Raw genomic sequence first — 26,800 nt, 5'->3', positions numbered from 1 at the left:
AGGTTTTTGATTACTAAGCTTCTACTAACTCAGGAGCTTTTTTTAGATTTCCTTTTTTAAATAAGAAGATAACGACTAATAATGTTAAGACTTCTGCAACTGGAACCGTCATCCATACCCCACTAATTCCTATGAATTGTGGTAAGATGCTAATTCCTAATAAAATGAAAATCATACCGCGACAAACAGCCACAATAATAGACGATAGCGCATCACCAATTGACGTAAAGTACCCTGAGAATAAAATGTTCAATCCATTAAAGAAGAACGTAAAGGCATAAATCTTCGACCCGTGTAACGCTAAATCTAATACGGCCTGATTATCGCTAACAAACATCATAATTAAATACTTCCCAAATAAGAAGATTAACACGACTAAAGCGGATCCCATGATAATGGCCATCTTACAAGAAATATTCATCATTTGCTTCACACGATCATGTAACTGCGCACCGTAGTTATAAGAAATAACTGGACCAATTCCTGCTGAAACTCCACACACAATTAATGACGCGAATAATGAAATGTAACCAATCGCTGTAAACGCCGAAACTCCAACTTCTCCAGCAATTCTCATAAACGCCATATTAAACACAAAGGTTGAAATAGCCGCTGCTAATGATGATACGCCTTCCGACGACCCATTATATAATAACTGACCTGTTAACTTCCAGTTAAATTTTCCTGTAAAGAAGTTTAATACAGCAGTCTTCTTAATAAACGGAATAGCTGCAATTAAAAATGATGTTGTGAACGATAATCCCGTTGCAATCGGCGCCCCAACAATCCCTAACTTTAACTGCTTAATCAACACATAATTTAAGATAATATTTGCAAATAGACTTGCAACTGAACTGATTAAATAAACATTCGGCTTTCCAATACAACGAACAAATACCCCTAAAATAAACGAAAGTCCGATAAATGGAGCAAATAACGCTAAAATCTTAATATACGTTGATGAATCAGCAAGCAACACATCATTTGCACCTAAAAATGATGCTAATTGATGACTAAATGTAAATCCTAAAACTAAAATCACAATTGATAAACCAATCATGAATAAGCAAGCTGATTTAAAAATATCTTGCGCGCGCTTAACTTGACCTTCACCTAAACTACGCCCAATATAACTTGCTCCACCAATTCCAATGATTAAGTTCATCCCAATCATTAACTGCATAAATGGCGCTGCAATATTAACACTAGCCATCGCATTCGTTCCAACAAAGTTTCCTAAGAAAATTCCATCAACCATTGTTTGAACCCCAGCAATCGTTAATGATAAAATCGCTGGAATCGAGAATTTAATAAATAACTTAGAAATCTTTTCAGTTCCTAAGACATTATCTTGCATCATCTATATAACCTCCCTATCTCAATACTGCTCATTAAAAATAAGCAGTATGATTAATTGTCATAAAAAAAGCCAAATGACTTGCATTTGAGCCTGAATAATATTATCATGTATCCTTAAACATTTTTAGTATTATAATGACTTTTTTATAATTATTTTGACATCAGGAGATTAAATATGACTCATTTTGACACAGAATTAAACCAAATCGCTTACATTAAAAATCTCATTGAACAAACCTCTAATTTACCAATTTCCATTCTAAATTGTAAACAAGAAAATCTTTTTTCAGATTTTATCATCGATGATTATGTTCTTAATCAGCTTGATTTAACTAAAACATATACGACTCCACAAATTAAACTTTATTCATTAGATGAAATTTACATGTTTATAAGCTATATAAAGGAAAGTGAACTAATTGGAACATTCATCGTTGGGCCTATTAGCTATAAAAAGATATCACTCAATCAATTGATTCATCAAGCGATGCTCATTCATAATTTAATTTATCATGAACCGCTAACTTTTGAAGAAGTTCTTAAAGAAAACTTTTATGATGAACAGCTAATTGAGCAAATGGAAAATAAACTTCAAAGTGACTTTACTCATATTCGAATCGATGACCAAATTCATGAACCTTTCGTCCCGCTACATTACGAACGCGAACTACTTTCTTATGTAAAGCATGGAAATACAGCGGAGTTAATAAAAATTATTGATAAACTTACACCGACCGAAGCAGCAATTAATCATCTTAACGAAGACCCAATTCAAACCATGCAAACGATGGTAATCACCTTACTCATTCTTGCTTCTCGTGCTGCGATGACGGGAGGTTTACCTACTGCCTTAGCTTATAAAATTAATACTTATTACTTAGAAAAAATACAAAAAACAACGGATATTCATCAACTCAATCAATTAAAAATGACCTGTTTAATTGACTTAACTTCGCGAATAAACCAAATTAATACGACTGAAACCTCTCGTCCAGTTTCAGATACTATCTTTTATATTACTAAAAATCTTTATAATAATATTTCATTAAACGATATTTGTGAGGCTTTACACTTCAGTCCAAGTTATCTTTCACGATTATTTAAAAAGGAAATGAATTTGACTATTAGCGAATTTATTACGCAAGAAAAAATTGAAGAAGCCAAACGACTTTTAATTGGATCAAATCATACACTTCTTGAAATTTCAAATCTTCTTCACTTTAGTGATCAGAGTTACTTTACAAAATCATTTAAAAAGGTTACTGGAATGACACCAAAAGTTTACCGAAATCGATACAAACTACTCTCTTAAGCTATATTTCTTTAATTGTTCTCGGCTTTCACGGGTTGCAAATAAAATTAGTTCACTCAATGTATTCCCATCAATACACGTAATCTTACATTCTTTTACCCATTCTATGGCCTGTTGTGAGAAAGAAGAAGTGGTTATAAATATCCCTTCATTCACTTTATCATGACTCATCACTGAATAAAAATTTTCAAGCATATGTTGTTCAATTAGATCATCTGATTTTTTTTGCTTACACACAATATACACACGATTCCCCTCAGATGTGATGGCACTAATTCTTTTGGACTTCGTGACCTTTACTTCCTGATAACCGAGTAACCGTAATAAATCAGCACAATAATATTCAAACTGAATGGGTGGAATTTGTTGCACATCATAATGAATTAAACGTAAACAACGCTCTCGTTGTGCCATCATTTGTTGATTCTTTTGTACCTGTTCTTCTAACGCTTTAATCTCCTGTTCACCTAAACTAATCGACCAAACAACCGACATCGCAAATAAAGGAAGAACGATTAAAAACCACCAAAAAGGCAATGCTGCAAACATATCTACAATTTTTAAGAAAAAAACTTGAAAATTAAAATAAGTAATCCAACAAAAACACCCTATCATAATATAGCCCATCCATTGTTGAACTTTCCCCTCATTCAAATCCTTCATAAAATCACATCCTTTCCAGTGACTTTATTTTGGGAAAATAAAAAGACTTTATTCAATGATCGCTAAATAATAAAGACTAATTCCAACAATTATACTGGCTAATAACTCAATCCACTTTCGATTTAAACGCCACCAGTTACGTCCCCTATAACCTAGCCTTTGATAAAATGTCGGAGAATAATACATGAAATACATTCTTGAATACAACCAATATTAAAAAGCTGAGGGTTTAACTCAGCTTTTTAATATTCTCGATAATCTTTCTTCTGTTCTTCTCGTTTCTCTTTTTTACGTTCGATAACCTTAATACTTAAAAAAATAATAAAGAAAATGAGATTAATGACATACCACCCAATAATCAATTTAATCATTAATGACCACAGCTGTTCCGTAAGCGACCATCTCAGCTGCTCCACTCATCACCGACGATGACATTAATCGCATCCCAACAATCGCATTTGCTCCTTTTGCCTCAGCATCTTCAACCATTCGTCCAATCGCAATTTGACGCGCTTCTGTCAGCATATCGTTATAGCTATTTAATTCCCCACCCGCTAAGTTTTTAAAAGCTGCTGCAATATCATTTCCTAAATGTTTCGAACGAACCGTACTTCCACGTACTAATCCCTTCACTTCTAAAATTTCTTTTCCTACGATATTTTCTGTTGTCACAATTAACATCTACTTCACTCTCCTAATCGATTTACTAAATGGATAAAGCGTTCATTTTCATGCAATACCGTGAAAACTGGATTTTGTAATAACGCATCTTTCATGCTTTTTTTGAGTAACACTTCATCACGTGGCACGATATTTCCAAGATCAAATGTTTCATACCAATCTTCAATCATATCAAAAAATGGCGTGCCTCTAAATTTAAGAGGATAAAAATCATAGGTACATAACTTTGAATAATCATCTAAGTAATCAAGTGCCTTTTCCACTTTTCCAAGTTGGACATACCCTTGTGCCACCACTAATAAAATGGGTATAACAACATAAGGATTTAACTTCCGCAATTCAAAAGTCTCTTCTAACTTCATAAATCTTGAAACCGTCTCTTCAAATTGATCCGCTCCACCTAATGACAATAACATCGGAAAAGCTTCGACAATCGAAATTAAACTTTTAAACAGAGAAATTTGTAAAGCCGCTTTAGCCTCGTCTAGTTGTCCAAGCATTTGATAGGCAGTTGCCTGTAACACTTCCCCTGATAGTTGAGGTTTTTGGCTTCCTTCTAATAACACTAAAGCTTCTTGTGGTTCATTTAACAGCAAGCAACAATACGCCTCAACCATTTGCGCCTGCTTCGCCAAATCAACATCCTCACTATTTAACTTCACCCGTTCAAATAACGATTTAGCTTGCTCATTTAATTTTTGTGTTTGATTAGCATCTAACATACTATGATTAATGATTAAAACGCCCATTTGAAATAATAAAGGAAAACACGAATAATACTTTCGAATGATATCCTGACATTCCTCAATGACGTCATTAAATGGTCGAGTCGTAAAATCATGACAAAGTCGTTGATACAAAGATTTAATCTCCTCCTTCATCATTTGAGGATCATAACCTATTAACTCATCAATACTGACATTAAAATATGAGGCTAAAATCGGTAAAAATGTAATATCGGGATAACTCTGACCGGTTTCCCATTTAGAGATTGCCGCTTTAGAAACACCTAAATATTTTGCTAATTCATCTTGCGTTATCTTCTTTTCTTTTCGCTTCGTTGTAATCATCTTAGCAATATTAATTTCTTTCATCGGATCACCTCATAAGTTTATTGTAAACCTATTACCTTATATTCTCAATAGAGTAAACGTAGACTTTCATTGATAAAATCAACTATTAGTTAACAGTAAAAACTTTTATATAAGAGCCCACTCAAATCATTTATGATATGGTATTGTCTTTTCATCTATAGAATACTTCATCATTTGACAGTGAATTGGCGGCACAATCGCTTTATGGTAAAATATAGAATAATAATTTGAATTGGGAGAAAAGATATGACTTTACAACAGCTAAAATATATTATTCAAGTGGTGCAATCCGGTTCAATTAGCTCGGCCGCACAAAAGCTATATATTACACAACCTAGCCTTTCAAAAGCAATTGCCGATCTTGAAAAAGAAATGGGAATTACCATTTTCTATCGAAATAATCGGGGAGTATATTTATCAGAAGATGGCATTAAATTTCTATCTTACGCAAGGCAAGTCGTTGAGCAGGCGGAATTGTTAGAACAGAAATATAAGTTCAAAACACCTGCTAGACGAGTATTTGCTATCTCATCACAACACTACGCCTTTGTCGTGAATGCTTTCGTTGCGTTAGTCAAAGAATATGGGGAAAATAAATACGAGTTTTCACTACGTGAATCGCGAACCTTTGATATTATCGAAGATGTCCGTACGAAAAGAAGTGAGCTAGGAATTATTTTTTTAAGCCATTTTAACCGTGAAGTGATTCAACGAATTTTACAAAACGATGAGATGCAATTTGTCCCTCTTTTCACAGCAAAACCACATGTATTTGTCAGTCGAAACAACCCTCTTGCAACGCGTAAAAAAGTGATGTTAGAAGACTTAAAAGAATTCCCACGACTTACGTATGAACAGGGAATCAATAACTCCTTCTATTTTTCTGAGGAGCTACACAGTACGATAGAAAGTCCTAAAAATATCATCGTCTCCGATCGAGCCACTTTATTTAATCTGTTAATCGGGTTAAATGGTTATACGATTTCTTCGGGTATTTTAAGTAGTGACTTAAATGGAACAGAAATTGTATCCATTCCACTTCAAAGCGATGAAATGATGGAGATTGGATATATCCATCCAACGGATCATCCATTAAGTGAAATGAGTGAACGATATTTAGAACATTTACGCCTTTACATTGTACATTATCAATCTTTGGTATAGTTTTTATCTATATGTCACCATTATTTATTAGTATTAACACATAACCAACCTTTTGTGATAAATTAATCTCATAACAAATCACAAGGGGGATAAAATATGGGGAATACATTAACACAAAGAAAACATGCACCATTTCGATATGATATTGTAGGGAGCTTTCTTCGTCCAGAAACGTTAAAATCAGCGCGTGAAGCTTTTGCAAAAAATGAGATTAGTGCAGCACAACTTACAGAAGTTGAAGATGCTTGTATTCGTAACTTAGTGGAAAAACAACTTGAAGCGGGATTAAAATCAGTAACAGACGGAGAGTTCCGACGTAGCTATTGGCACCTTGATTTCATGTGGGGATTTGATGGAATTGAGCATAACGTAATGGATCAAGGATATATTTTCCACGGAGAAGAAACACGTCCAGACTCTGCAAGAGTTTGTGGTAAAATTAAATTTACACACCATCCATTCATCGATCACTTTAAATTTTTAAAAGAAGTGGTTGGTGACCGCGCACTTGTTAAACAAACCATTCCTGCACCTTCACAAATTTTTGCCGAATTAGTTCGAGCAGATAATGAAGAACACCTTAACCGTATTTATCCAAATCGCGAGGAACTTTACACTGATTTAACACAAGCTTACCATGACTTTATTCTTGCATTATATAATGAAGGCTGCCGTCATCTACAATTAGATGACTGTACATGGGGAATGCTTTGTGATAGTAATTTCGCAAAATATTTTGCAGATGCTGCAGGTGGTTTAGAACAATTACAACAGCTTTACGTAAAACTAAATAATGAGGCGATTGCCAATTTACCAGCTGACCTTGTAGTAACAACGCATGTCTGTCGAGGAAACTATCACTCAACATGGGCAAGTAGCGGAGGATACGGACCAGTATCTAAAACATTATTCGGAAAAGAAAACGTACATGGATATTACCTAGAATTTGATAATGATCGTTCTGGAGATTTCGGACCATTAAAAGAAGTATCAGAAGAAAAACTCGTTGTTCTTGGTCTGATTACCTCTAAATATCCAACACTTGAAGATAAATCAACAATTATTGCCCGAATCAAAGAAGCATCACAATACGTTCCATTAGAAAGATTATGCTTAAGTACTCAATGTGGATTTGCTTCAACGGAAGAAGGTAATATTTTAACTGAAGAAGAACAATGGAAAAAAATTAACTTAGTAAGAGAAATTGCAGAAGAAGTATGGGGATAACCCTTCCTAAATAAAAACTTTTTAAAGAGAAGTCATCTAACAAATTAGATATGACTTCTCTTTTTATGTTCTCAAAAAGCAAGAGCTTTTCACATATCAAACAACTTGACCCTCATTGATTTTTTATCGACACCATTCATTTATCTTTAACGGCAATTAAACTCAAAAAGAGACGTCCATTCAATGATAGACGTCTCTTTTTATTATTTTGCATTTTTTAATTTTGACAAGTCATAAATATGATCAGCCGCTTTAGCAACTGCTGGAGTATGAGTAACAATGATGACACATTTTCCTTGGTTTGCTAAATCCCTTAGAATTTTAATAATTTCAGCCTCTGTTTCTCCATCTAAGTTTCCAGTCGGTTCATCTGCTAAAATGACTTCTGGTTGATAAGATAAAGCACGTGCAATGGCGACACGTTGTTGCTGCCCTCCAGATAGTTTTAAAATACGACTATTAGCCTGTTCTCTATCTAATCCAACACTTTCTAATAAATCATACACATATTGTTTCTTATCATTCACATTAAAGTTTGCAATATCCATTGATAAACTGACATTCTCAAAAGCTGTAAATTTTGTTAATAGATTGAAGCTTTGAAAAACAACACCAACATATTTACTACGAAAGTCATACTTATTCATTTTCTCCACATCTTGGCCTTTATAATAAACGTTTCCTGATGTGGGAGCGGCTAAACCTGAAAGCACTGATAATAGCGTTGTTTTCCCAGTTCCCGACTTTCCAACAATGGCATAAACTTTTCCTTTTTCAAACTGCAAGTTTAGATTTTTAAAAATTGGTTTTTTATCATAAGTGAAACTAATATTCTCAAGCTTTAAAACTGACATCCTTCTCACTCCTTAGTCACGATTTGATAAAATTCTTAACGGTTCATAACGTGTAATGAAAATAATCGAAACAACACTTGCAACTAACGTTAAGACAATACCGATTCCTAGTAACTGCATTAATACCGTGAAATCAGTGGCTGACGTAACGTTTGAAATATAATCAACAGCTGCCATCGCCTGCCCTTTACCACCAATGATTCCAGTCATCCCTCCCATCGCTCCTGATGTTGGACGACCAAATGAAGCCTCAGTTTGCATCATATTATTACTTTGAGCTTCAATTTGAGAAGCTAATAATGTATTTGTTACTGGAACGGATGACATCGCCCCAATTCCTGCTCCAATCACTAACGCTACTAATGTGACTACAAAACTTTCCACTAAAAATTGCATCGCAACTTTCCCTTTTTTCATTCCAATGGCAGTTAAAACTCCAATTTCATACTTACGTTCACGAACATTAAAAATATTTAAAACCACTAAAATGATTGCGCCAATTCCAAACACAACGGCTAAGAAATAACCCGCCATTTGACTTAAGTTTTCTAATGGTAATAAACTTTGTTCATAAGCTGCTAAATCAGTTGATGAAACGGTATAGGTTTCATCTAATCCTAAATCGCGTACTTCTGATTCAAACGTATAATATTCATCAACATTTGCAAAGACATATGTTCCTGAAACTTGAGATGGAATAGCCGTTGTTGTTTCCATACCCGTTGTTTCATCAGTTGAAACAACTGCCCCTTCTTCTGAAGCTTTAGCAATCGCCTGAACAGCGTTGTAACTCATATAAATACGATTCGCTGGATCACTAGCTGCTGAGAATCCTTGCATCACTTCACTACTTGAAGTGGTTGATTGACTGTTATTATAAATTCCAACAACGTTTAACGTATAAGTTTCCTCTTCATGATTTGGATTGACTACTGTAATCGTATCTCCTACAGCTAAATCATTATAAATAGCTAATTCATCTGAAATCACACAATCTAATAACTCTGTTCCTTCTTCAAACATTTTTCCATCTATTAACGTTGAAGTTCCTGCTACAAAGTCTGTCATCGCTTCATCTGAACTATATCCAATAATCGTGAAATCACCTTGTACACCCATTCCACCTTTTTGGAATCCGCCACCTTTTCCACTATCCATTCCTGGCATTTCCATACCAGCTTTCCCCATCATCGAATCTATCGATGATTCAGAACTTGAACTTGTCGTTGAGATAGCTTCAAATTCATCTGTTCCATTTAATGAAATCGTTGATGTATAATAGAACGATTTAACCGAATCCGCTTCGGCATAAATTTGCATCTCATCAATTGATAAACTTGAAACCTGAGTAAATGCTGATTTATCAAATCTACCTTCACCATTACCATTATTCATCATTTGCTGCATCATCGCTTGACGATCGACTGAAATTTGAGCAGTAACACTCATTGAATCTAACGTCTGTGTTCTTGCACTTTCCGCAGCTTGGCGAATAGATAGCCCGATACAACATGAAATTGAAATGACTAAAACAATAATTCCAATTAAAATATTTCTTCCCATGGAGCGTGAAACACTCTTCAATGCATTTTTCAATACATACATTCTTATTTCCTCCTTGTGTATTAACTTCTCATCTCTTCGTTATTACTATAAACTCCCAACCTTAAATCAAACTTAAATCACAACAATGAAAATGTATAAAAAATTCCATCAAAAAAAGATGACCAAGTCATCTTTCCGTCTTTACTTTAATCCCAAATCCAAATCGAGCAATAAACCAAATTAAAATGAGTCCCACTAAAAACAATGAATAAATTCCTGTTAACTCTTCCGTATGCTCCAGTGAGACCAAAAAATCTTGTAATCCATGAGCAATCATTAATGGCACAATCGTCTGATACTTAAATAGAAAATAAAAATAAACAAGTGCCCCCACTCCAATAATCAATGTAATATTCAACCACTGATCATAATTATAATTACTATGTAAAAGCCCAAAGAAAAAACTCGTCACAATCACGGAAATGATACATGAACCAAGCTTATGTTTACTAACTTTAACCCCAAGCCAATACAGGATAAAAAACACACATAATTTAAAAATTTCCTCTCCAATTCCGACAAGTGAATATCGTGCTAACTGATTCAAGACATATGGCCCAGATAAATGAAAGGTATATTGATTCAATAATTGAGGGTCATTTGCTGATAAGAAATATCCTGTAAAACTTTCCGCTAAAATCCCACAGACATAAACAGCCCCTGTTATTCCAATTAAATTGATGATTCCGCCTCCCTTATTATAGAAAGGTCCAATTTCTTTGAATCCAACTGTCACTGAAAAAATTAAAAATATCCCTAAGTATATCATTAAAATCATTTCTGGTCTTGAAAAAACAGATAAAATTGGCGTCCTTAACATCGCCAGAAAAACTAAGACAAGCAACAAATAAACCATTGGATGTTTAATAATAGGGACAGCTACCATCTTCTCTTTAAGTTTCATCTCGTTCCTCCTCTCATCCTCTTTTCAATTATAGAAAGTAAATGAAAGAATAGAAGTCACTCGACAAAAAAAGCTATCTATATTAGATAGCTTCATTAGTTATAAAGTTTAACACTAATTTATAAAGCTCTGCTTCATTATTGATACAATAATCCGCTTGAATATTCCCTTCTGGATGCTCTGCATGGTGGCGGTTTAACCAAATAGCTTTCCAACCAGCTCCCTTGGCACCTATAATATCACTCTGAAACGTATCTCCAATAAATAATGTCTCCTCTGGATTAAGGTTCATTATTTTTTCTACATGCTGAAAGATTCCAATCTGCGGTTTAGCAACTCCAATATCTCCTGAGACGAAAATATATTCCTCTCGAATAAACTCCATTACCTTCAATGCCTTCACTTTATTCCATTGATGCTGTGAAGGTCCATTTGTAATAACCCCCATCATAATCTCATGTTTTTGACAGAGTTCAATGATTGTTCGCATCGTTTCAGAAATTTCTAATTTCTTTTGATTACCTGCATAAAGTCGTTGAAACTCTAATGCTTCATCATCTGTGACACTTATACCAAAACTCTCAAAGGCTTTTTGTACACGATAAATATACATGGCCTCCATCGACATTTCTCCACGCTGAGTAGCTTCAAACACTTCATCACTATAATAACGACTTCGTTTATATAACTCTTCAATTGAAAGTTCAAAACTCCCTTTAAATAATTCTTCATACGCCTTTTGAAAAGGAATCACCTGATCATATAACGTATCATCCACATCAAATAGAACTGCCTTCATCTCACCATACTCCTTTTTAACATCTGTTATTTCCAATCAATAGCTGATAATACATCCATCCAAAAAAATTCAATGGTAGGTAGCTAAGTTTTTTTCAATAATAGAGTAATAATTTAAATTCAATAAAATTATACGACTATCACTCACTTTCACCAACAATAAAGGCTATACTATCGTTATCAGAAAAGATGAAAGGGAGATATAACATGTACATAAAGTTACTCGTATTAAGCATTATTATGACAAGTCTACTATTTGCTTTTTTTAATAATATCTATTTAACTATCAAATCCATTCATTTAGATGAAAAACCTAGTTTCATTAAATCAATGACTTATCAATTCTTAAATGTTATCATTATCTTTACATTTCTATTAATGTTAGTTATTTTTTCACAATATGGCGATGAAATCATGAACACTTTACTTTATTAATCCTTGCAGAGGTTTGTTTCCCCCTGAGGCATTAACTTACTTAATAAAGAATTAGGAGTAGCTTCGGCTATTGATAAAATTTAATCCTTTACTTAAAAACTCTTGCTCTTTATTTCAAATGAATAATTGTCCTTTTTATCGCCACCAGTTCTCTTATTTCATGGCCTTTTATGAGATAAGTCATGAGAAATTTTCTATAGAAAATCTTAATATCAGAGTATTTGAAGAACTAAACTTAAATCACACTCTTTGTTTGATGGATAAAATAATAAAAAAAGTCCCTAACGATAGGAACCTTAAAAACTATTTTTATATATTTCAAAGAAGCGGGATATTTCATAGCCTTGATCAATAATTTCTTCATCCTCATGGGTTAACTGCCAGCCATAATAACCATACCGTCGCCACGTTAACTTTGTGATAGGAAATAAATAGTACTCTTTTTGGATGGCTTTAAAGCCATCTTTATAATCAGTTACGATTTGTTTAAAAGCTGCATCTGGATTAACAAATACCGGCTTTCCATCTTGATTCATACCAATTTCGTAAGCTTCTCCACCACCAAAATCACTAGGTAACTGACTTGTATCATAAACGCCAATCGCCTTATTTTTAGGATTCATACATCCCACTAAACACAAACAAACTAAAATACTCCAAACCACCCTCACCTAACATCCCCCTAAACCTAACTAAAACTCTTCCCTACAACTCACTCTCATAAATCTCATTCATTTTTTGATTTTCAATAGCACTCCAAAGCATATCTAATAAATTTTTCTTCTGTATAGCTTTTGAACTACCTTTTAATTTAATATTTAATAAGGCCATTCCTAAGAAATAGAGTTGATTAGACGTTAATTGGCTATCAGTTAATTGATTAATCTTCTCATATGAATCATCAAATGGAATTTCTAATACTGATAAAACAATTTTATTGTCAGCTGAATTTAAGTAACTCGTAATAATACTCTGTTCTTCCTCAGCCACTCCTCCAATTGTTTTCCTTTGATAATATAGTTCTCCAATTCGTAACGCATCATCACGAAGAGAAGACCTAGATTTTTTCTTTTTATCCCCACTTATTTTCTTTTCAAACTCATCTAAACTTAACGAACGGTAAGGTTTTAAAATCTCCAAAAATCGGTCAATTTCGGGATCGATAATACCGGCCGTTAACTGAACAATTTTTTGATACGTATTTAAATCCCCTAAGATATCTTTTACCTTTGTCATTTATTATCCCTCACTTATAAAATATCTGTGATTTCCCTTGAAAACTGACTCTTTGGAACATTTATACGATCTAACAAATCAAAAACTATCTGTCCATAACTTTCATTTGCTGGCAGAGTCCCATTTCGTTTCCAATTAATAAAACAACATTCTCCTGCATTAATTAGTTTCTGAACCTCTACCTGATGATAAACAACTGGTGTAAATAACATTCCTGGTAACTTAGTTTCAACAAATCTACGCCATTGCTCTGCCTCAGTTCCACCTTTAGAACTTGATGCCTTACGTAAAGTCTCAATAATTCCAATCATCTTAGGACTTCCACTTTTAAGGTAAGATAGATATGAATTACTAGGTGCTAAATCAATTAATGACCTGTATTGTTTACAAATGATTTGAACCGAATCATTCTCCACTATATTTTTCAAATGATTGATCCCTTGTACTCCCATCTCATCCATAATAGTTGGAACCACATAATAGTCAGATACAAACAGTGCATTTTGAACAATAAAGTTATTGCTTGGTGGACAATCAAAAATAATAAAATCATACTTTTGATCTAGCTCGACTTCTTTTAAAAATTTAGCTAAAATACTTAACCGTTTAATGCTACTATTTCCATCATCCCCAAATCTACGCTTAATCTCAGATTCTATTCCTTCTAATCCTCTCATCATCCCTTGATGTGAGTTACTATACATACTTGATGGAATAAAATCAAATTTTTGCAATTTATATTTTCCACCAGTATAAAAGTTGTGTTTGATTAACTTATCTAAATTGAATGGAACATCAAAATCTAATATCTCACGATTAAGATAACTATTAAATATATGATTAATTGTTTCTTCTTCTTTTAAACTACTAAAGCGAATATGTTCCCCTTTAGTCTTAGAATAGGCTCTCATACAAATCGTACTTAGTGAACACTGTGGATCTAAATCAATTAATAAAACCGAGTTTTGATTTAAAAAGTTTAGTCCCGCTGCGATATTAAAGGCACTGACCGTTTTTCCGACGCCGCCCTTATAATTAATAATTGATATAATCTTTGCTTTTCCCACGTCGCTATCCCTCCCTATTTTATTATCATTATATTAATCAGCTCGTTAAATCATGTTAGTGTATAAGTGATTAAAACAGGGAAGTTTATCATCAGGCATCTACTTGTCATGATTTATTAATATAAGCAAATTATCGATCATCTTTATTAAAAGGGAGACGTAGAAATCTTTGATTAACAGGTAACAGAAGTTTAATGAATAATCAGACGAAATATAAACCTATTTTCTAAAGAGATGATACTAAGCTGTCATCTCTTTTATCATTCATATTTAATTCTACTTATTTCATAAAATGACATATACGCAAAGGAGGTTTTATATGGAGTTTTCTTTAATGGTTTGTGCCATTATTTTAATGGTTTGTATTCTACTTAGCAGGCTGACTCACCGATTGGGTCTTCCTTCTTTACTATTTTTCATTCTTCTTGGGATGATCTTTGGATCAGATGGCTTTTTTAAAGTGGCCTTCAATGACTATCATCTTACCGAACAATTATGTACCATCGCCTTAATCTTCATTATTTTCTATGGGGGGTTCGGAACCAATTGGAAAACAGCTAGACCGGTCATGAAACCGGCTTTAGTCTTATCTACACTAGGTGTCCTTTTAACAGCAGCTATAACAGGACTTTTTTGTTACTTCTTTCTTCATCTTGAACTCATTGAAAGTTTACTCATTGGGGCTATCATCAGTTCAACCGATGCAGCATCCGTCTTCTCAATCTTACGTTCGAAAAAATTAAACCTTAAAGATGGAACTGCCTCTATTTTAGAGCTTGAAAGCGGAAGTAATGACCCAATGGCTTACATGCTGACCATTCTTCTCATTGATTTAATGAAGCAAACTGCTAACCTAAGTGAAATCCCGCTTCTCTTACTGAATCAACTGGGATTTGGGACACTATTTGGTGTTTGCATTGGGATGATTACCGTTATTATCTTAAGAAGAGTTAACTTTATGATGGATGGCTTAGAAACAATCTTCGTCTTGGCCATTGCGCTTTTAACGTATGCTCTTCCAACAGCTATCGGTGGAAATGAATATTTAGCAACTTATCTAGCCGGAATCATTATTGGAAATGGAGCCATCCCAGATAAAGTAACTTTAGTAAACTTCTTTGATGGTCTCACCGGATTAGCTCAAATTCTAATCTTCTTCCTACTTGGACTTCTATCCTTCCCATCCCAAATGCCCACCATTTTACTACCTGCTATCCTTATCTTTTTATGGCTAACCTTTGTCGCTCGTCCATTAACAACCTTCTTATTAATGAAGCCCTTTAAAAGTACCGTTTCCCAAAAACTCCTCTTATCTTGGTCTGGTCTTCGTGGAGCCTCTTCCATCGTCTTTGCTATCTTAGTTGTTTTAAAAGGATCGGATACCACGTATGATATTTTCCATATTAGTTTTTGCATCTGTCTCATCTCAGTGGCCTTACAAGGAACATTGCTTCCAACTGTTGCCCATAAACTCGCGATGATTGATGATAACGACAACGTCCTCAAAACGTTCACTGACTACCAGGAAGAAGAACACCTTCCCTTGCTCCAAATCTTTATCATCCCAACCCATAACTGGGCAAATCGTCTCATTAGTGAACTAAACCTCAGCGACACCTTAATTTTAATGATTAAACGCGATGAACAGACAATTATCCCGAATGGACAAACGATGATTTTACCTGGTGATCAACTCGTTGTCAGTGGCACAGGTTTTCACGAACAAACCGATCTCACCCTTAATGAAATTAATATTGATAAAAATCATCCTTGGCTTAGTAAAGAAATCAAAGACCTTGATCTCCCACCTCAAACTTTAATTATCTTAATCAAACGTAAGGATGGAACAAGCATCACTCCAAAAGGGGATACACTTATCCAACAAGGAGATACCATTGTTCTAACCTGTGAAACCTTTAATCAATGCATTATTTCTTGTACCTAAAAAACCTCTCGAACGAGAGGTTTTTTTAATTGAATATTTCGAATATATTAAATTTCATCCTAATGTTCATGATATCTACTAATTGACCAGTTAAGATTATCTTTGACTCTAACGACTTCGTTAGTAGACTTCTTATCAGTAATAATAATCTCGATTGATTTATTGATAGTTTTTATTTCATCATCACCCTCTGCTTCCTCTGTAAAAACTTCAGATATTAAATACATCGTTGACTGATTAACTTTTTCAAGCATAAAATCTAGCGGGGCCCCATCAACTAAAACATCGATTTCATATTCATCAGGATTCAAATCATTAAAATCAATCTCTAGACCTAATAATACCGCAATCAAACTATTTCCTTCAAAGGAAATATCATCGTCAAAAGAATAATCATCGAAGAACTTAATAGAAATCCCCTGTCTTTTATGTATAGTAGGCCAACTAAATATCATTCCTTTATCTTCAATTTTAATGGGGAACGAACTCTCTATTTTCGGATTAGAATTCACATAAATCTCACTTTCTTGAGGAATAATGTCTCCAATATTATTAACAGTTCCATCTAAGTAAACTATATAATCAATAGACTTAACTAAACTAGTCATACAAGCTCCTTCATTTCGAAGTGATAAGAACCATTTATAATCCTCTAAGTCTTCTTGACTTAATTCATTTACTTTTTCATTGGCCGTCAACTCTGTACATACTTTGTCTTTATTAACTTCAAATGGATAATTTTTTGTTAATTCAATAATCTCTTTCATCTCTTCATTAAAATTGGTAAATTCTCGATTAACACGGGCTAATCCGATTGTTGTTTCACTAACAAAGCCTTTTTTGCTAATATTATTCACTAGTAAATAGTCTAAAATCTTATCATTCTGTGATAAAGTTAAAAATAAATAATCCTCAACCTCAATCATATCCACCTCTATCTGCGATGTAACATCTAAATACTTTACTTGATTTTCATACGTATAGATATCATCCGTAAGCTGAATAAGATTTGGATTTTCAACATAGCCATGAATATTAAAATAAATTTCCTCTCCAAAGACATTTAAACGGTATTCATTGGCGCTAATTCTTGTTACTCCATATGAACCATCATCATTCAAAAAAAATGGAAGTAAAAATAAGACAGCAACTGCTGCAATAGCGGTCAGTGGTTTGATCATATGAACTGTTGACCTTTTTTGCTTTTCATACCTATCAATTCGATCCATAATCAACTTAGCTTCTTGACTCACATCAATGTGTTCAATCTCTTTATTCATGACAATCCCTTCCTAAAGCAATCTTTAATTTCTCTAAACTCCGCTTAATAATCGTGTAAATTGTTTTAACTGATGTTTTTTCTAATATTGCAATTTCCTGTGGACTTAAATCTGCGTAAAAATAATACCTCATAATCCGTTCATGCTTTGGTTTTAAACAAGTTCGCATCAGCTGATTAATCTTTTGTGCTTTCTCTTCTTTAATTAATCTCGTTAAGGCATCATCTGAGCTTTCAGATAAAGTCTCTAATTCATCTTCCCCATCAAACGTGCGCTGTTGATACGCCTTGCTTCGCAAATAATCAATACAACGATAATTCGCAATCTTATAAAGCCACGTCTGGAAAGACGCCTTTTTCGAATTATAACGCTTAAGCGAACGATATGCCTCAAAGAAAATATCCTGGCATAACTCCTTACTCACCTCAACATCTCCCACCTGCTGATAAACATAATAATAAATGGATGAATAATAACGCTTTATAATTTGTTCATACGCCTGTTTATTGGTCGTTAACACGACCTGAATCACCTTCTCCAATTCCATCTCAAAACCTCCCTGGACACGTATCATCTATCTATCTGAACTTCTCCTCAAAAAATCTTCAAAAATTAAAAACTTTTTTTCTTAATCTTAACATAATGGCCTGAGAATGAAGAAAAATAAATTTGTTGAGTTATAAGAATCCCCCTATTTCGTGAAAAGACATCAAGTACTAAATGTGCCTTGATGTCTTTTTGATAAATTAACATCAACTTGAATAATTAAATGAGATTTAGCAAATCTTAAAACAGTAATTAATTAGCACTCTAGTGGCTTAGTTAGGAGGACTCGAAAATGTGTACAGGGTTAAGTTTAACTACTAAAGATGGAAAACACTTCTTTGGTAGAAATTTAGATGTTCCCGCTTCATACGGACAATCTGTTCATATCATTCCAAGAAATTTCAATTGGCTAAATGTCGTAAATGGTGAAACATTAGCTTCTAAATATGCGTGTATTGGAATGGGAATCGTTGTAGATAATCACCCACTTCTTTTTGATGCAGTCAATGAAAAAGGATTAGCTGGTGGTGGATTAAACTTTACGCACTTTGCTAAATTTAATGAAAATGCCATCGATGGAAAAATAAATATCTCCGCATCTGACTTTGTATACTGGGCACTTAGTAACTTTGCGGATTTAAATGAGTTACGTCAAGCGTTAGAAAATTTAGTACTGACTAATATTCCATTTGAGCATCAGCTTCCAGTTGCAGGTCTTCACTGGATGTTCACTGATTTATCTGGGCGTAGTATCGTGATTGAAAATATGGCCGACGGTATGCATATTCATGAAAATCCAGTTGGTGTTTTAACGAATGACCCAACTTTTGATTGGCACTTAACTAATTTAAGACAGTATGTTACCCTTGAAAAAGCAACACCGGCTCCAAAACAAATGGGAGATTTACTGCTTCATCCATATGGTCATGGTTTAGGAATGTGTGGAATTCCAGGAGATGGTTCACCTGCCGCACGTTTTGTTAGAACCGTCTTCTTTAGAGATTCAATTGTTGAAGCCAATGATGAAATCAGTGGGGTTACTGCTTTCCTCAACGTGTTAACAGGGGTAACAGTTATTAAAGGGTCTGAAGTTGATCCCGATGGCTCAATGAATTATACCGTGTATAAATCAGCGATGTGTCAAGAAAGTGGAACTTACTATTATACCGATTATTACAATCGACGTATCAATGCCGTTAAATTATCAAATGCTAATTTAGACTCAAAAGAAATTACAAGTTTCCCTTATCAAGGAGAGCAAGATATCTTGTTCCAAAACTAAAAAAATATTTTTAAAAATATAAAAAATCCCCTAGAGAGTAGGTTATGTAAACATCCTACACTTTAGGGGATTTTTATTATTTATAAACCGGAATATCTAATAAAAACTCTTGATCGTCATCATATAAATAAGCAAATCGATGCATATAATTTCCTATTTCATAAGCGTACCATGGTGTTGTCGCATATTGATGCCATTGGTTAGCACTTAATTGATTATATTTAATTTTAAATGGAGTATTTTGCTGATATTTTGGTGAATTAATATAATTCAAAGAAATAAATTCAGCTGCACCAAAGATTGCTTTTTCAGGAGTTGTCCACCCTTTTTTATAAGCGTAAGTCGTTCCTAATAAACGGGGAGCATGATCCCTAGCCCCAATTCCAAATAAGTTATAAACCGTCACTGGTTTATCTAATTGAATGCGCTCATAGTCAATAATCTTTCCACTAGAATCTTTAATTGGTTTATTCTCATCTGCAATTTCTGTAATTGTAATTCCTTTAGCCAAATTACTAGTTCCCCAATTCGTTTCATGAATAGACTGAGACACAAAGAAAATAGGATCAATATTATAGTATCTCGATGCATTATAGAAAATCTGACCTTGATTATGAAGGACTCCTTTATTTTGAAGTTCTTTGTTCAATCCAGCAACATCAAAACTTCGGAATTGATCAATGCGTAAATATTGAAGTAGATAGTTAACATTAGCCGGGTTGTTTGGATTCAAATAACTTGTAATTGACTGTATTGTACCGGACGTGTAACTTTGTTGGATTTGTGCAAACTTAGTTAACGAATAGCTATATTCCGTTGTTAAATAACTAACACGACCATTTAAATTACTTGTTGCCTTAACCCCGACATAATCTTTATGAACATAGGCATAGCTATCATCATAACTAATTTTATAGAAATCATTGAAACGACCAATAATACTTACTTCATCTTTTGCTGTTAATGTTCCTAAAATAACTGAGTTAGTTGTAGCTTCTTGTCGAATGTTTAAACTTGTAACACTATCGATAACCACACCTATACGTGGTGTAGTTTCAAAATCAATATTAGCATCTGGATGTTGATTTGGTTTATTAAACGTAATATAATCTTTTGATACATATCCCGTTGAATTATTATATTCGATTTCGTACCAGTTTCCAGATTCACCTACAATTGTGACAGCCTCTCCTTCAGTTAATTTTCCAATAGCTGACTGACTAGTATTCGGTTGTGGTCGAACATTTAGTGTTCCACCATCTAAGTTATAAACATAAGCTATTTGCTTTGTAATTTCTGGCGTTTCAGGTGTTATCGGCGTAAACGTAATATAATCTTTTGATACATATCCCGTTGAATTATTATATTCGATTTCATACCAATTTCCAGATTCACCTACGATTGTGACAGCCTCTCCTTCAGCTAACTTTCCAATAGCTGCTTGATTAGTATTCGGTTGTGGTCGAACATTTAGTGTCCCACCATCTAAGTTATAAACATAAGCTATTTGCTTTGTAATTTCTGGCGTTTCAGGTGTTATCGGCGTAAACGTAATATAATCTTTTGATACGTATGCTATTGAATTATTATATTCGATTTCATACCAGTTTCCAGATTCACCTACGATTGTGACAGCCTCTCCTTCAGATAATTTTCCAATAGCTGACTGACTAGTATTCGGTTGTGGTCGAACATTTAGTGTTCCACCATCTAAGTTATAAACATAAGCTATTTGCTTTGTAGTTTCTGGTGTTTCAGGTGTTTGGGAATCATCTTTTTGAACATAACTTCCATTTACATATCCATATCCATGTTCATACTTAATCTTTAACCATCCCTTTGAATCCTCACTTACAACCTCAATAATGGTTCCTTTAGTTAATGTTCCAAGAAGGATTCCACTTACATCGGGATAATTACGAACATTTAAATTCTCTGTTGTTTTTCCTGTCCAAAGAATATTTTCCGGAATTGTTGGTATACTAAGATTTATAACAGTTACTCGTTGAACATAACCATATCCATCGTGATGCTTAATTTTCAACCAATCTCCATCTTCTTCAATAACATAGACCACTGTTCCTTTAGTTAATGAATTTAATACTGTACTAGTTGTACTTTTTGTTGCATATAGCTTTGTATCTTTACCAATTTCTCCATCCCATAATATTGTTGAATTTGGTAAATTACCTTGAGTGACAACTTTTTTTAACATCCATGCATAAGTATCATTATACTTAATTCTAACCCAATCGCCTTGTACTTTAACGACTTCAACCTTTTGTCCAGCATGATAAGTTGTTAAAGTAGTTGCACTAGTATCAGCTGTTTTGTAAACAATACTTTCATTGGTATTAACAGTTCCAGTCCAAATAACAGTTTCTTCTAGTTCTTCGTATTTAGTCACCTTAAAATATGAACCGCTCACATATCCTGTTTTGCCATTATAACTTACTTTATACCAACCATTCGCATTTTTTTCTGAAAGAATCGTCACTGTCTTTCCTTTCGGAATCGTCGTTAAAATCTTTCCACTTGTACTTGGTTGATCTCTTAAGTTTAAATTTTCTGTTGGCTGTCCTTCAATCGGAACTGGTGTTGATGGTGTACTCTCTGTTGACTCGGAATTACTATCACCTTCTTTAATATAATTGCTGATAGCATATCCCGTTTTTCCATCATAACTGACTTTATACCAACCATTTTCATCTTTTTCTGAAAGAATTGTTACTGTCTTTCCTTTCGGAATTGTCATTAAAACCTTTCCACTTAAACTAGCTTGATTTCGCAAGTTTAAGTTTTCTGTTGTTGTTCCCGTTTTAGATACTGTTGGCTTTGATGGTGCACTCTCTGTTGCCTCGGAATTACTATCATCTTCTTTAATATAATTGCTGATAGCATATCCCGTTTTTCCATCATAACTGACTTTATACCAACCATTTTCATCTTTTTCTGAAAGAATTGTCACTGTCTTCCCTTTCGGAATCGTCGTTAAAATCTTTCCACTTAAACTAGCTTGATTTCGCAAGTTTAAGTTTTCTGTTGCCGTTCCTGTTTTAGTCGTTATGGTCGTTGAACCACTTGGGCTTGTGGTTAAATAAGATCCACTCACATATCCCGTTTTTCCACCGTAGCTTACTTTATACCAGCCATTTTCATCTTTTTCTGAAAGAATCGTCACTGTCTTTCCTTTCGGAATTGTCGTTAAAATCTTTCCACTTGTACCCGGTTGATCTCGTAAGTTTAAGTTTTCTGTTGCTGTTCCTGTTTTAGACACTGCTGGCGTTGAATTACTTGTCGTTAAATAAGATCTACTCACATATCCCGTTTTTCCATCGTAGCTTACTTTATACCAGCCATTTTCATCTTTTTCTGAAAGAATCGTCACTGTCTTTCCTTTCGGAATTGTCGTTAAAATCCTCCCGCTTGTGCTTGCTTTATCTCGCAAATTCAGATTTTCCATAGTTATTGCTATTTTTACACTTGAACGCTCTAAAAGGGCACTAGGTCGACTTTCTTCCGCAAAAACCGTCTTCATATAATCTTGATTGCAAAGAGCAGCCCCCATAAGCGATAGGGTAATTAAAACCTTTTTTGGCATAATTAATATCCTTTCTGCACTTAAACTTTCATTAAATAAAGATATGTTGATTATCTTTGCTTAAGGTAAAGTACATCTTGTAATACAAAATTAATACAATCTTTTCTATTTTAACATATTAATACATAATAACCCAATATAAGCTAACGTTTATGGGAGTTTTCATGAATATTTTTTCTTATCTACTTTTTTTACTATATAAGTCCAGATAAATTTTCTTCAGAGAAAATTTTTAACTGGACTATAGGCTGCCTTGATAGGTAAAACATATCAGTATTTTTTTATTTGCTACTTGAGATGTAGAATATTTATCTGTTTATATATAGATAGAAACAGAAATGTATTTCATAATTTTAAGCTCTGTTAGACAATTTTGTTGGTAACGAATCGCTTGATACCAACGATCATTAAGTCCAGTTTTTAAAGATTGTATCCACTTCAAGTAAATAAATAACCAATAACAACATTTTCGTCTAACAGACCCTAATTTTATAGCAGACTTAGTTGGCAATTCTCTTTAATAATAGGTTCTCTATGCTACATGGTTCAATCTATGATTGGGATCATAGGTTTCCCCAACTAGTACAAGACAGACTATAGTCTATGAGGTACCAAAACCTTTTACACTGGCATAGTAGATAATTTTGATTTATATAAAAAAGTGACCTAATTACTTAAAACTAGGTCACTTTTTCTATTAAAATGTTACCTCTTATTAATCATCAATAAAAGCAGCCAAAAATCCTGACTCGAGATTAACTTTTTCTATCACAATTTCTGTTTAAAATAATCAACTAATTTCTGATAAATATCACTTTCAAACACATACTGATTTAAACGACTATTTGTTATAGATAGAGTTGCTTGCTCCTCTATAAGATAAGCACTTTTTTCAAAATCACTCACATAATAAGTTAGTAAATTAATTAACTGAGTCTGTGAATCATAGGAAATATTTAAAACTGTTTCATCATCATGAATAGAATAGATGATACCTTGTTCTCCTTCATGTTCTTCAAATGACATGGATTCTTGCTTTAAATGGTCTGTTAAATTCGTCATTTCAATGGGTGTTTGAGTAACAAAAGTAGGAAGTTGCTCTTCAAAAACATTTTCAATAGGGCTACTAGGTAACCTAAATATTAAGGATAACTCAATACTATCCTCGATATGAGGCGTTTTTAACGAGACTTGAAAATTATCTGACATGATTTTCGGACTAAATCGATAACCAATTGACAGTGACTGCATTCCTAATTCAGATGGTATCACTAATTCATACTGTATAGTCAGAGTATTTAAGGGTTGATTAGACGTATCCTCTAAAAATGGGCCTGTCTCACTGAAACGAACGCTTTCCATCTCACTTTTTAAATTCTCAAATAACGGATTAGATGTTGTTGTCTCCTTTATTGATAATGCATCTTTTATAAATTGCTCGCGCTCATTAGTGTTATATGATTGAATTTCATCTACCATATTAAGAAAATGACTCAATATAGGAAATGGCTCTATCTGTTCCGTTTCTTCTTTCTTCGAATGACAGCCAACTAGAATAACTAAGATACATCCTATTACGAAAAGGCATAACTTCTTCATTTCCCTCACCTTAAATTAAATTTAATAAAAAAGAATTATAAATAGTATGTCTCTAGCGTTCTTTATTCATACACACTCTTAGACTTTCTTAGGACGTTTTAACTTTAAATCTTCCTTCATCCAATAATTTGTATCTTCCAGATCGAAGGTTGGATTAAACTCATCAACTCCTAACCATTCCATTACACTCTCGTATTCAGGATGACTTAAATCTTTAATAATCTCTAACAATTCTAAATAACCTGGAACACCACCACAATCCTCTGGCGGACAAGCCCCTTCACCGTCTAAACAAACAGGATAAACATTCGGATAATCTTCAAGTTCTTTTTCAAACGTAATCACATGCTCCCAATAATCCCCCATATCGTATACATAAGGAATCGATTGGCCTACTTCAATGTACTTATCTACTTTCGCATTTTTACTTAAACGGTACGTTTTACGCAGGCGCGGACGACCATCATATGTTGGCATCTCATTCATCCACGAATACTCCTCCACCTCTTCGCTTGTTTCAACCAATACCAACTCTTCCGCTAACTCAAACTGATACAAATGACAATTATACCAACCCATACTATATTGAATCACACGATGCAACGCATTAAACGATACTTCTGCTGGCATCACGACACGACGCCAAACATCCAAACCTTCCAACTGAATTTTTATTTGATAAGCCTTCACAACATCACCTCTAAATATAAGTACCTTCATTGTAGCAAAAAACACCGTGATTATACAAACTTCTACTCAAAATAATACGGTAAGGATTGATAACAAGTCACAACACAATCTAGCGAATCATCCACTTCATAAAAATCAGCATGAATCTCAATGGCTCCAAAAATCAACACTCCATACTTAGCCATATCATGCTCAAAGTCCAACCACATATCACGCGTCAACTTTTTACTTTCAACTCGCTCATAAAAATCGTCCACTTCAAAGAAATACATCCCACTCTCACTCTGTAAACAACAAGTTACAAACTCCTGTAACAATGAGCTACACTCGGATAACGGAATCTTTGGTGTATCCTTTAACTCTTCCTGAATTGCTTTTATCCATAAATAATCATCTTTAACAATCACAATTACCACTCCTTATCCACAGCTATTATAGCGATCAATTAGTGAATAAAAAATATAAATACTAAAACAAAGAACAAAGCTCTATTGTTCGTATATTACTACGAGGAATATACCGGGCCCTAAACTATCCTCGTTTTACAATAAATCCATCTGTTTTAAAAATTTATTTTATAAGCTATAATAAAGGAGATAAAAGTGAATAAACTAATTCAAAATCTCAATTTAGCTGATGACTTCTTATTTGCTAAAGTCATGAGTGATAAAGTAATCTGCAAGAAAGTTTTAGAGGAGATATTAAATATTAAAATCCAAGAAATAAAGATGCCAGAACAACAAAAAGTAATTGATCTTGTGCTCGATAGCAAATCTGTAAGACTAGATATTTATGTCAATGATGAACATAATACAATTTACAATGTTGAAATGCAAAAGAGTAGTCACAAAAACTTAGCTAAACGAAGTAGATACTATCAAGGTAATATTGATTTAGATATGATTCAAAAAGGAGAAGACTATGAAAAGCTTCGTAAAAGTTTCGTTATTTTCATTTGTACCTTCGATCCTTTTAACAAAGGAAGGCATATTTATACATTCCAAAATAGGTGCTATGAAGATTCCACGCTAACCCTTGGAGATGAAACAACAAAAGTCTTCTTAAATACAAAAGGGGAACTTAATGACGTTAATGAAGAAATGATTGAATTTCTAAACTATATTGAAAATTCAACAGATGATTATGCAAATCAGGCTAAGAGTCAACTTGTAAAAGAAATTAACCAAAAAGTAAGTTATTTAAAATCAGATAAATCTTTGGAGGTGGAATATATGACACTTTACGAACGTGATAAAGAAAAATTTAAAGAGGGGCATGAACAAGGACTACAAGAAGGATTAGAACAAGGCATTGAAAAAAATAAAATAGAGAATGCTAAAGCTCTTCTGGATATCCTAGATGATGAAACAATCGCTTCTAAAATTGAACTACCACTGGAAACCGTACAAAAGTTAAGAACTGAAATACTATCTCAATAACATAATCGAGTAGGAGATA

Annotated in this window: 25 protein-coding genes; 7 read left to right on the top strand and 18 right to left on the bottom strand. The window is 33.7% G+C overall.

Features of this window, described 5'->3' with window-relative positions:
* Positions 1 to 13: 13 nt before the first annotated feature.
* On the bottom strand, positions 14 to 1,360 hold the full coding sequence (locus NEH74_RS07480) for an MATE family efflux transporter (protein WP_055304937.1): 1,347 nt from the start codon (positions 1,358 to 1,360) through the stop codon (positions 14 to 16).
* 174 nt (positions 1,361 to 1,534) lie between these two features.
* On the opposite strand from NEH74_RS07480, the gene NEH74_RS07475 reads away from it, so the two are divergent.
* Positions 1,535 to 2,671 carry an AraC family transcriptional regulator gene (locus NEH74_RS07475; protein ID WP_055304939.1) on the top strand — a complete coding sequence of 379 codons (1,137 nt, stop codon included), beginning with the start codon at positions 1,535 to 1,537 and terminating at the stop codon, positions 2,669 to 2,671.
* On the opposite strand, the gene NEH74_RS07470 is transcribed toward NEH74_RS07475, so the two are convergent.
* From NEH74_RS07470 to NEH74_RS07455, 4 genes are all read right to left on the bottom strand, one after another.
* Positions 2,660 to 3,334, bottom strand: coding sequence for a restriction endonuclease (locus NEH74_RS07470; RefSeq protein WP_055304941.1), 675 nt, complete (start codon positions 3,332 to 3,334; stop codon positions 2,660 to 2,662). The genes NEH74_RS07475 and NEH74_RS07470 overlap by 12 nt on opposite strands.
* Before the next feature lie 242 nt (positions 3,335 to 3,576).
* Positions 3,577 to 3,705: a hypothetical protein gene (locus tag NEH74_RS07465; protein ID WP_262941245.1), complete on the bottom strand. Its 129-nt coding sequence runs from the start codon at positions 3,703 to 3,705 to the stop codon at positions 3,577 to 3,579.
* Positions 3,698 to 4,015 (bottom strand): heavy metal-binding domain-containing protein, encoded by a 318-nt coding sequence (locus NEH74_RS07460; RefSeq protein WP_055276929.1) that lies wholly within the window; start codon positions 4,013 to 4,015, stop codon positions 3,698 to 3,700. The genes NEH74_RS07465 and NEH74_RS07460 overlap by 8 nt, the downstream gene beginning before the upstream one ends.
* A gap of 5 nt (positions 4,016 to 4,020) precedes the next feature.
* On the bottom strand, positions 4,021 to 5,109 hold the full coding sequence (locus tag NEH74_RS07455) for a helix-turn-helix domain-containing protein (RefSeq protein WP_055304943.1): 1,089 nt from the start codon (positions 5,107 to 5,109) through the stop codon (positions 4,021 to 4,023).
* A 246-nt stretch (positions 5,110 to 5,355) separates the two neighbouring features.
* Here NEH74_RS07455 and NEH74_RS07450 point away from each other — a divergent pair, with 246 nt between their 5' ends.
* Both NEH74_RS07450 and NEH74_RS07445 read left to right on the top strand, forming a co-directional pair.
* Positions 5,356 to 6,273 (top strand): LysR family transcriptional regulator, encoded by a 918-nt coding sequence (locus NEH74_RS07450; RefSeq protein WP_055304945.1) that lies wholly within the window; start codon positions 5,356 to 5,358, stop codon positions 6,271 to 6,273.
* Positions 6,274 to 6,369: 96 nt separating this feature from the next.
* Positions 6,370 to 7,500 (top strand): 5-methyltetrahydropteroyltriglutamate--homocysteine S-methyltransferase, encoded by a 1,131-nt coding sequence (locus tag NEH74_RS07445; RefSeq protein ID WP_055304948.1) that lies wholly within the window; start codon positions 6,370 to 6,372, stop codon positions 7,498 to 7,500.
* Positions 7,501 to 7,703: 203 nt separating this feature from the next.
* Here the strand turns inward: NEH74_RS07445 and NEH74_RS07440 are convergent, their stop codons facing one another.
* From NEH74_RS07440 to NEH74_RS07425, 4 genes are all read right to left on the bottom strand, one after another.
* On the bottom strand, positions 7,704 to 8,354 hold the full coding sequence (locus NEH74_RS07440; protein WP_055244269.1) for an ABC transporter ATP-binding protein: 651 nt from the start codon (positions 8,352 to 8,354) through the stop codon (positions 7,704 to 7,706).
* Between the two features lie 12 nt (positions 8,355 to 8,366).
* A complete protein-coding gene (locus NEH74_RS07435) occupies positions 8,367 to 9,959 on the bottom strand; it encodes an ABC transporter permease (protein WP_070099777.1) in 1,593 nt (530 codons plus the stop codon).
* A 127-nt stretch (positions 9,960 to 10,086) separates the two neighbouring features.
* Complete coding sequence (locus tag NEH74_RS07430) at positions 10,087 to 10,863, bottom strand: CPBP family intramembrane glutamic endopeptidase (protein WP_055276922.1); 777 nt, start codon at positions 10,861 to 10,863, stop codon at positions 10,087 to 10,089.
* 82 nt (positions 10,864 to 10,945) lie between these two features.
* Positions 10,946 to 11,662, bottom strand: a complete 717-nt coding sequence (locus NEH74_RS07425) for an HAD family hydrolase (RefSeq protein ID WP_055276920.1) — start codon at positions 11,660 to 11,662, stop codon at positions 10,946 to 10,948.
* Between the two features lie 206 nt (positions 11,663 to 11,868).
* Here NEH74_RS07425 and NEH74_RS07420 point away from each other — a divergent pair, with 206 nt between their 5' ends.
* Entirely contained in the window at positions 11,869 to 12,096 is a 228-nt protein-coding gene (locus tag NEH74_RS07420; RefSeq protein ID WP_055304949.1) for a hypothetical protein, read from the top strand.
* 296 nt (positions 12,097 to 12,392) lie between these two features.
* Here NEH74_RS07420 and NEH74_RS07415 read toward each other — a convergent pair whose 3' ends face one another.
* The 3 genes from NEH74_RS07415 to NEH74_RS07405 are packed head-to-tail and all read right to left on the bottom strand — an operon-like array spanning position 12,393 to position 14,399.
* Positions 12,393 to 12,767, bottom strand: a complete 375-nt coding sequence (locus NEH74_RS07415; RefSeq protein WP_055244276.1) for a hypothetical protein — start codon at positions 12,765 to 12,767, stop codon at positions 12,393 to 12,395.
* Positions 12,768 to 12,801: 34 nt separating this feature from the next.
* Complete coding sequence (locus tag NEH74_RS07410) at positions 12,802 to 13,332, bottom strand: hypothetical protein (protein WP_055304951.1); 531 nt, start codon at positions 13,330 to 13,332, stop codon at positions 12,802 to 12,804.
* Between the two features lie 14 nt (positions 13,333 to 13,346).
* Positions 13,347 to 14,399 (bottom strand): ParA family protein, encoded by a 1,053-nt coding sequence (locus NEH74_RS07405; protein ID WP_055304953.1) that lies wholly within the window; start codon positions 14,397 to 14,399, stop codon positions 13,347 to 13,349.
* A gap of 319 nt (positions 14,400 to 14,718) precedes the next feature.
* Here NEH74_RS07405 and NEH74_RS07400 point away from each other — a divergent pair, with 319 nt between their 5' ends.
* Positions 14,719 to 16,344 (top strand): potassium/proton antiporter, encoded by a 1,626-nt coding sequence (locus tag NEH74_RS07400; protein WP_262941244.1) that lies wholly within the window; start codon positions 14,719 to 14,721, stop codon positions 16,342 to 16,344.
* 59 nt (positions 16,345 to 16,403) lie between these two features.
* On the opposite strand, the gene NEH74_RS07395 is transcribed toward NEH74_RS07400, so the two are convergent.
* The gene (locus NEH74_RS07395; RefSeq protein WP_055304957.1) at positions 16,404 to 17,624 is read right to left on the bottom strand and encodes a hypothetical protein; all 1,221 of its coding nucleotides are present in this window, start codon (positions 17,622 to 17,624) and stop codon (positions 16,404 to 16,406) included.
* The gene (locus tag NEH74_RS07390; RefSeq protein ID WP_262941243.1) at positions 17,617 to 18,171 is read right to left on the bottom strand and encodes an RNA polymerase sigma factor; all 555 of its coding nucleotides are present in this window, start codon (positions 18,169 to 18,171) and stop codon (positions 17,617 to 17,619) included. Before NEH74_RS07390 ends, NEH74_RS07395 begins: the two co-directional genes overlap by 8 nt.
* A gap of 291 nt (positions 18,172 to 18,462) precedes the next feature.
* Between NEH74_RS07390 and bsh the strand changes: the two genes are divergently transcribed.
* Positions 18,463 to 19,452, top strand: coding sequence for a choloylglycine hydrolase (gene bsh, locus NEH74_RS07385; protein WP_055244290.1), 990 nt, complete (start codon positions 18,463 to 18,465; stop codon positions 19,450 to 19,452).
* A gap of 76 nt (positions 19,453 to 19,528) precedes the next feature.
* Here the strand turns inward: bsh and NEH74_RS07380 are convergent, their stop codons facing one another.
* The 4 genes from NEH74_RS07380 to NEH74_RS07365 form a co-directional block, all read right to left on the bottom strand.
* Entirely contained in the window at positions 19,529 to 23,053 is a 3,525-nt protein-coding gene (locus NEH74_RS07380; protein WP_055304961.1) for an SH3 domain-containing protein, read from the bottom strand.
* A gap of 768 nt (positions 23,054 to 23,821) precedes the next feature.
* Positions 23,822 to 24,652, bottom strand: a complete 831-nt coding sequence (locus NEH74_RS07375) for a hypothetical protein (protein WP_055304963.1) — start codon at positions 24,650 to 24,652, stop codon at positions 23,822 to 23,824.
* Between the two features lie 78 nt (positions 24,653 to 24,730).
* On the bottom strand, positions 24,731 to 25,342 hold the full coding sequence (locus tag NEH74_RS07370; RefSeq protein ID WP_055304965.1) for a plasmid pRiA4b ORF-3 family protein: 612 nt from the start codon (positions 25,340 to 25,342) through the stop codon (positions 24,731 to 24,733).
* Positions 25,343 to 25,404: 62 nt separating this feature from the next.
* Entirely contained in the window at positions 25,405 to 25,749 is a 345-nt protein-coding gene (locus NEH74_RS07365; RefSeq protein WP_055304967.1) for a hypothetical protein, read from the bottom strand.
* Positions 25,750 to 25,944: 195 nt separating this feature from the next.
* On the opposite strand from NEH74_RS07365, the gene NEH74_RS07360 reads away from it, so the two are divergent.
* A complete protein-coding gene (locus tag NEH74_RS07360) occupies positions 25,945 to 26,781 on the top strand; it encodes an Rpn family recombination-promoting nuclease/putative transposase (protein ID WP_055277545.1) in 837 nt (278 codons plus the stop codon).
* Positions 26,782 to 26,800 lie beyond the last annotated feature (19 nt).

It is taken from the genome of Turicibacter sp. GALT-G1, assembly GCF_025594995.1.
GTDB lineage: Bacteria > Bacillota_I > Bacilli_A > MOL361 > Turicibacteraceae > Turicibacter > Turicibacter bilis.
This window is presented reverse-complemented; position numbering and strand designations above follow the sequence as displayed.

What these genes read in the sequence shown, in the direction of transcription:
- NEH74_RS07460 (WP_055276929.1), bottom strand. Translation starts at nt 4,015, where the DNA reads ATGTTAATTGTGACAACAGAAAATATCGTAGGAAAAGAAATTTTAGAA.
- NEH74_RS07395 (WP_055304957.1), bottom strand. Translation starts at nt 17,624, where the DNA reads ATGAATAAAGAGATTGAACACATTGATGTGAGTCAAGAAGCTAAGTTG.
- NEH74_RS07400 (WP_262941244.1), top strand. Translation starts at nt 14,719, where the DNA reads ATGGAGTTTTCTTTAATGGTTTGTGCCATTATTTTAATGGTTTGTATT.
- NEH74_RS07440 (WP_055244269.1), bottom strand. Translation starts at nt 8,354, where the DNA reads ATGTCAGTTTTAAAGCTTGAGAATATTAGTTTCACTTATGATAAAAAA.
- NEH74_RS07470 (WP_055304941.1), bottom strand. Translation starts at nt 3,334, where the DNA reads ATGAAGGATTTGAATGAGGGGAAAGTTCAACAATGGATGGGCTATATT.
- NEH74_RS07425 (WP_055276920.1), bottom strand. Translation starts at nt 11,662, where the DNA reads ATGAAGGCAGTTCTATTTGATGTGGATGATACGTTATATGATCAGGTG.
- NEH74_RS07375 (WP_055304963.1), bottom strand. Translation starts at nt 24,652, where the DNA reads ATGAAGAAGTTATGCCTTTTCGTAATAGGATGTATCTTAGTTATTCTA.
- NEH74_RS07390 (WP_262941243.1), bottom strand. Translation starts at nt 18,171, where the DNA reads ATGGAATTGGAGAAGGTGATTCAGGTCGTGTTAACGACCAATAAACAG.
- NEH74_RS07450 (WP_055304945.1), top strand. Translation starts at nt 5,356, where the DNA reads ATGACTTTACAACAGCTAAAATATATTATTCAAGTGGTGCAATCCGGT.
- NEH74_RS07420 (WP_055304949.1), top strand. Translation starts at nt 11,869, where the DNA reads ATGTACATAAAGTTACTCGTATTAAGCATTATTATGACAAGTCTACTA.
- NEH74_RS07480 (WP_055304937.1), bottom strand. Translation starts at nt 1,360, where the DNA reads ATGATGCAAGATAATGTCTTAGGAACTGAAAAGATTTCTAAGTTATTT.
- NEH74_RS07465 (WP_262941245.1), bottom strand. Translation starts at nt 3,705, where the DNA reads ATGATTAAATTGATTATTGGGTGGTATGTCATTAATCTCATTTTCTTT.
- NEH74_RS07410 (WP_055304951.1), bottom strand. Translation starts at nt 13,332, where the DNA reads ATGACAAAGGTAAAAGATATCTTAGGGGATTTAAATACGTATCAAAAA.
- NEH74_RS07445 (WP_055304948.1), top strand. Translation starts at nt 6,370, where the DNA reads ATGGGGAATACATTAACACAAAGAAAACATGCACCATTTCGATATGAT.
- bsh (WP_055244290.1), top strand. Translation starts at nt 18,463, where the DNA reads ATGTGTACAGGGTTAAGTTTAACTACTAAAGATGGAAAACACTTCTTT.
- NEH74_RS07430 (WP_055276922.1), bottom strand. Translation starts at nt 10,863, where the DNA reads ATGAAACTTAAAGAGAAGATGGTAGCTGTCCCTATTATTAAACATCCA.
- NEH74_RS07475 (WP_055304939.1), top strand. Translation starts at nt 1,535, where the DNA reads ATGACTCATTTTGACACAGAATTAAACCAAATCGCTTACATTAAAAAT.
- NEH74_RS07435 (WP_070099777.1), bottom strand. Translation starts at nt 9,959, where the DNA reads ATGTATGTATTGAAAAATGCATTGAAGAGTGTTTCACGCTCCATGGGA.
- NEH74_RS07455 (WP_055304943.1), bottom strand. Translation starts at nt 5,109, where the DNA reads ATGAAAGAAATTAATATTGCTAAGATGATTACAACGAAGCGAAAAGAA.
- NEH74_RS07380 (WP_055304961.1), bottom strand. Translation starts at nt 23,053, where the DNA reads ATGCCAAAAAAGGTTTTAATTACCCTATCGCTTATGGGGGCTGCTCTT.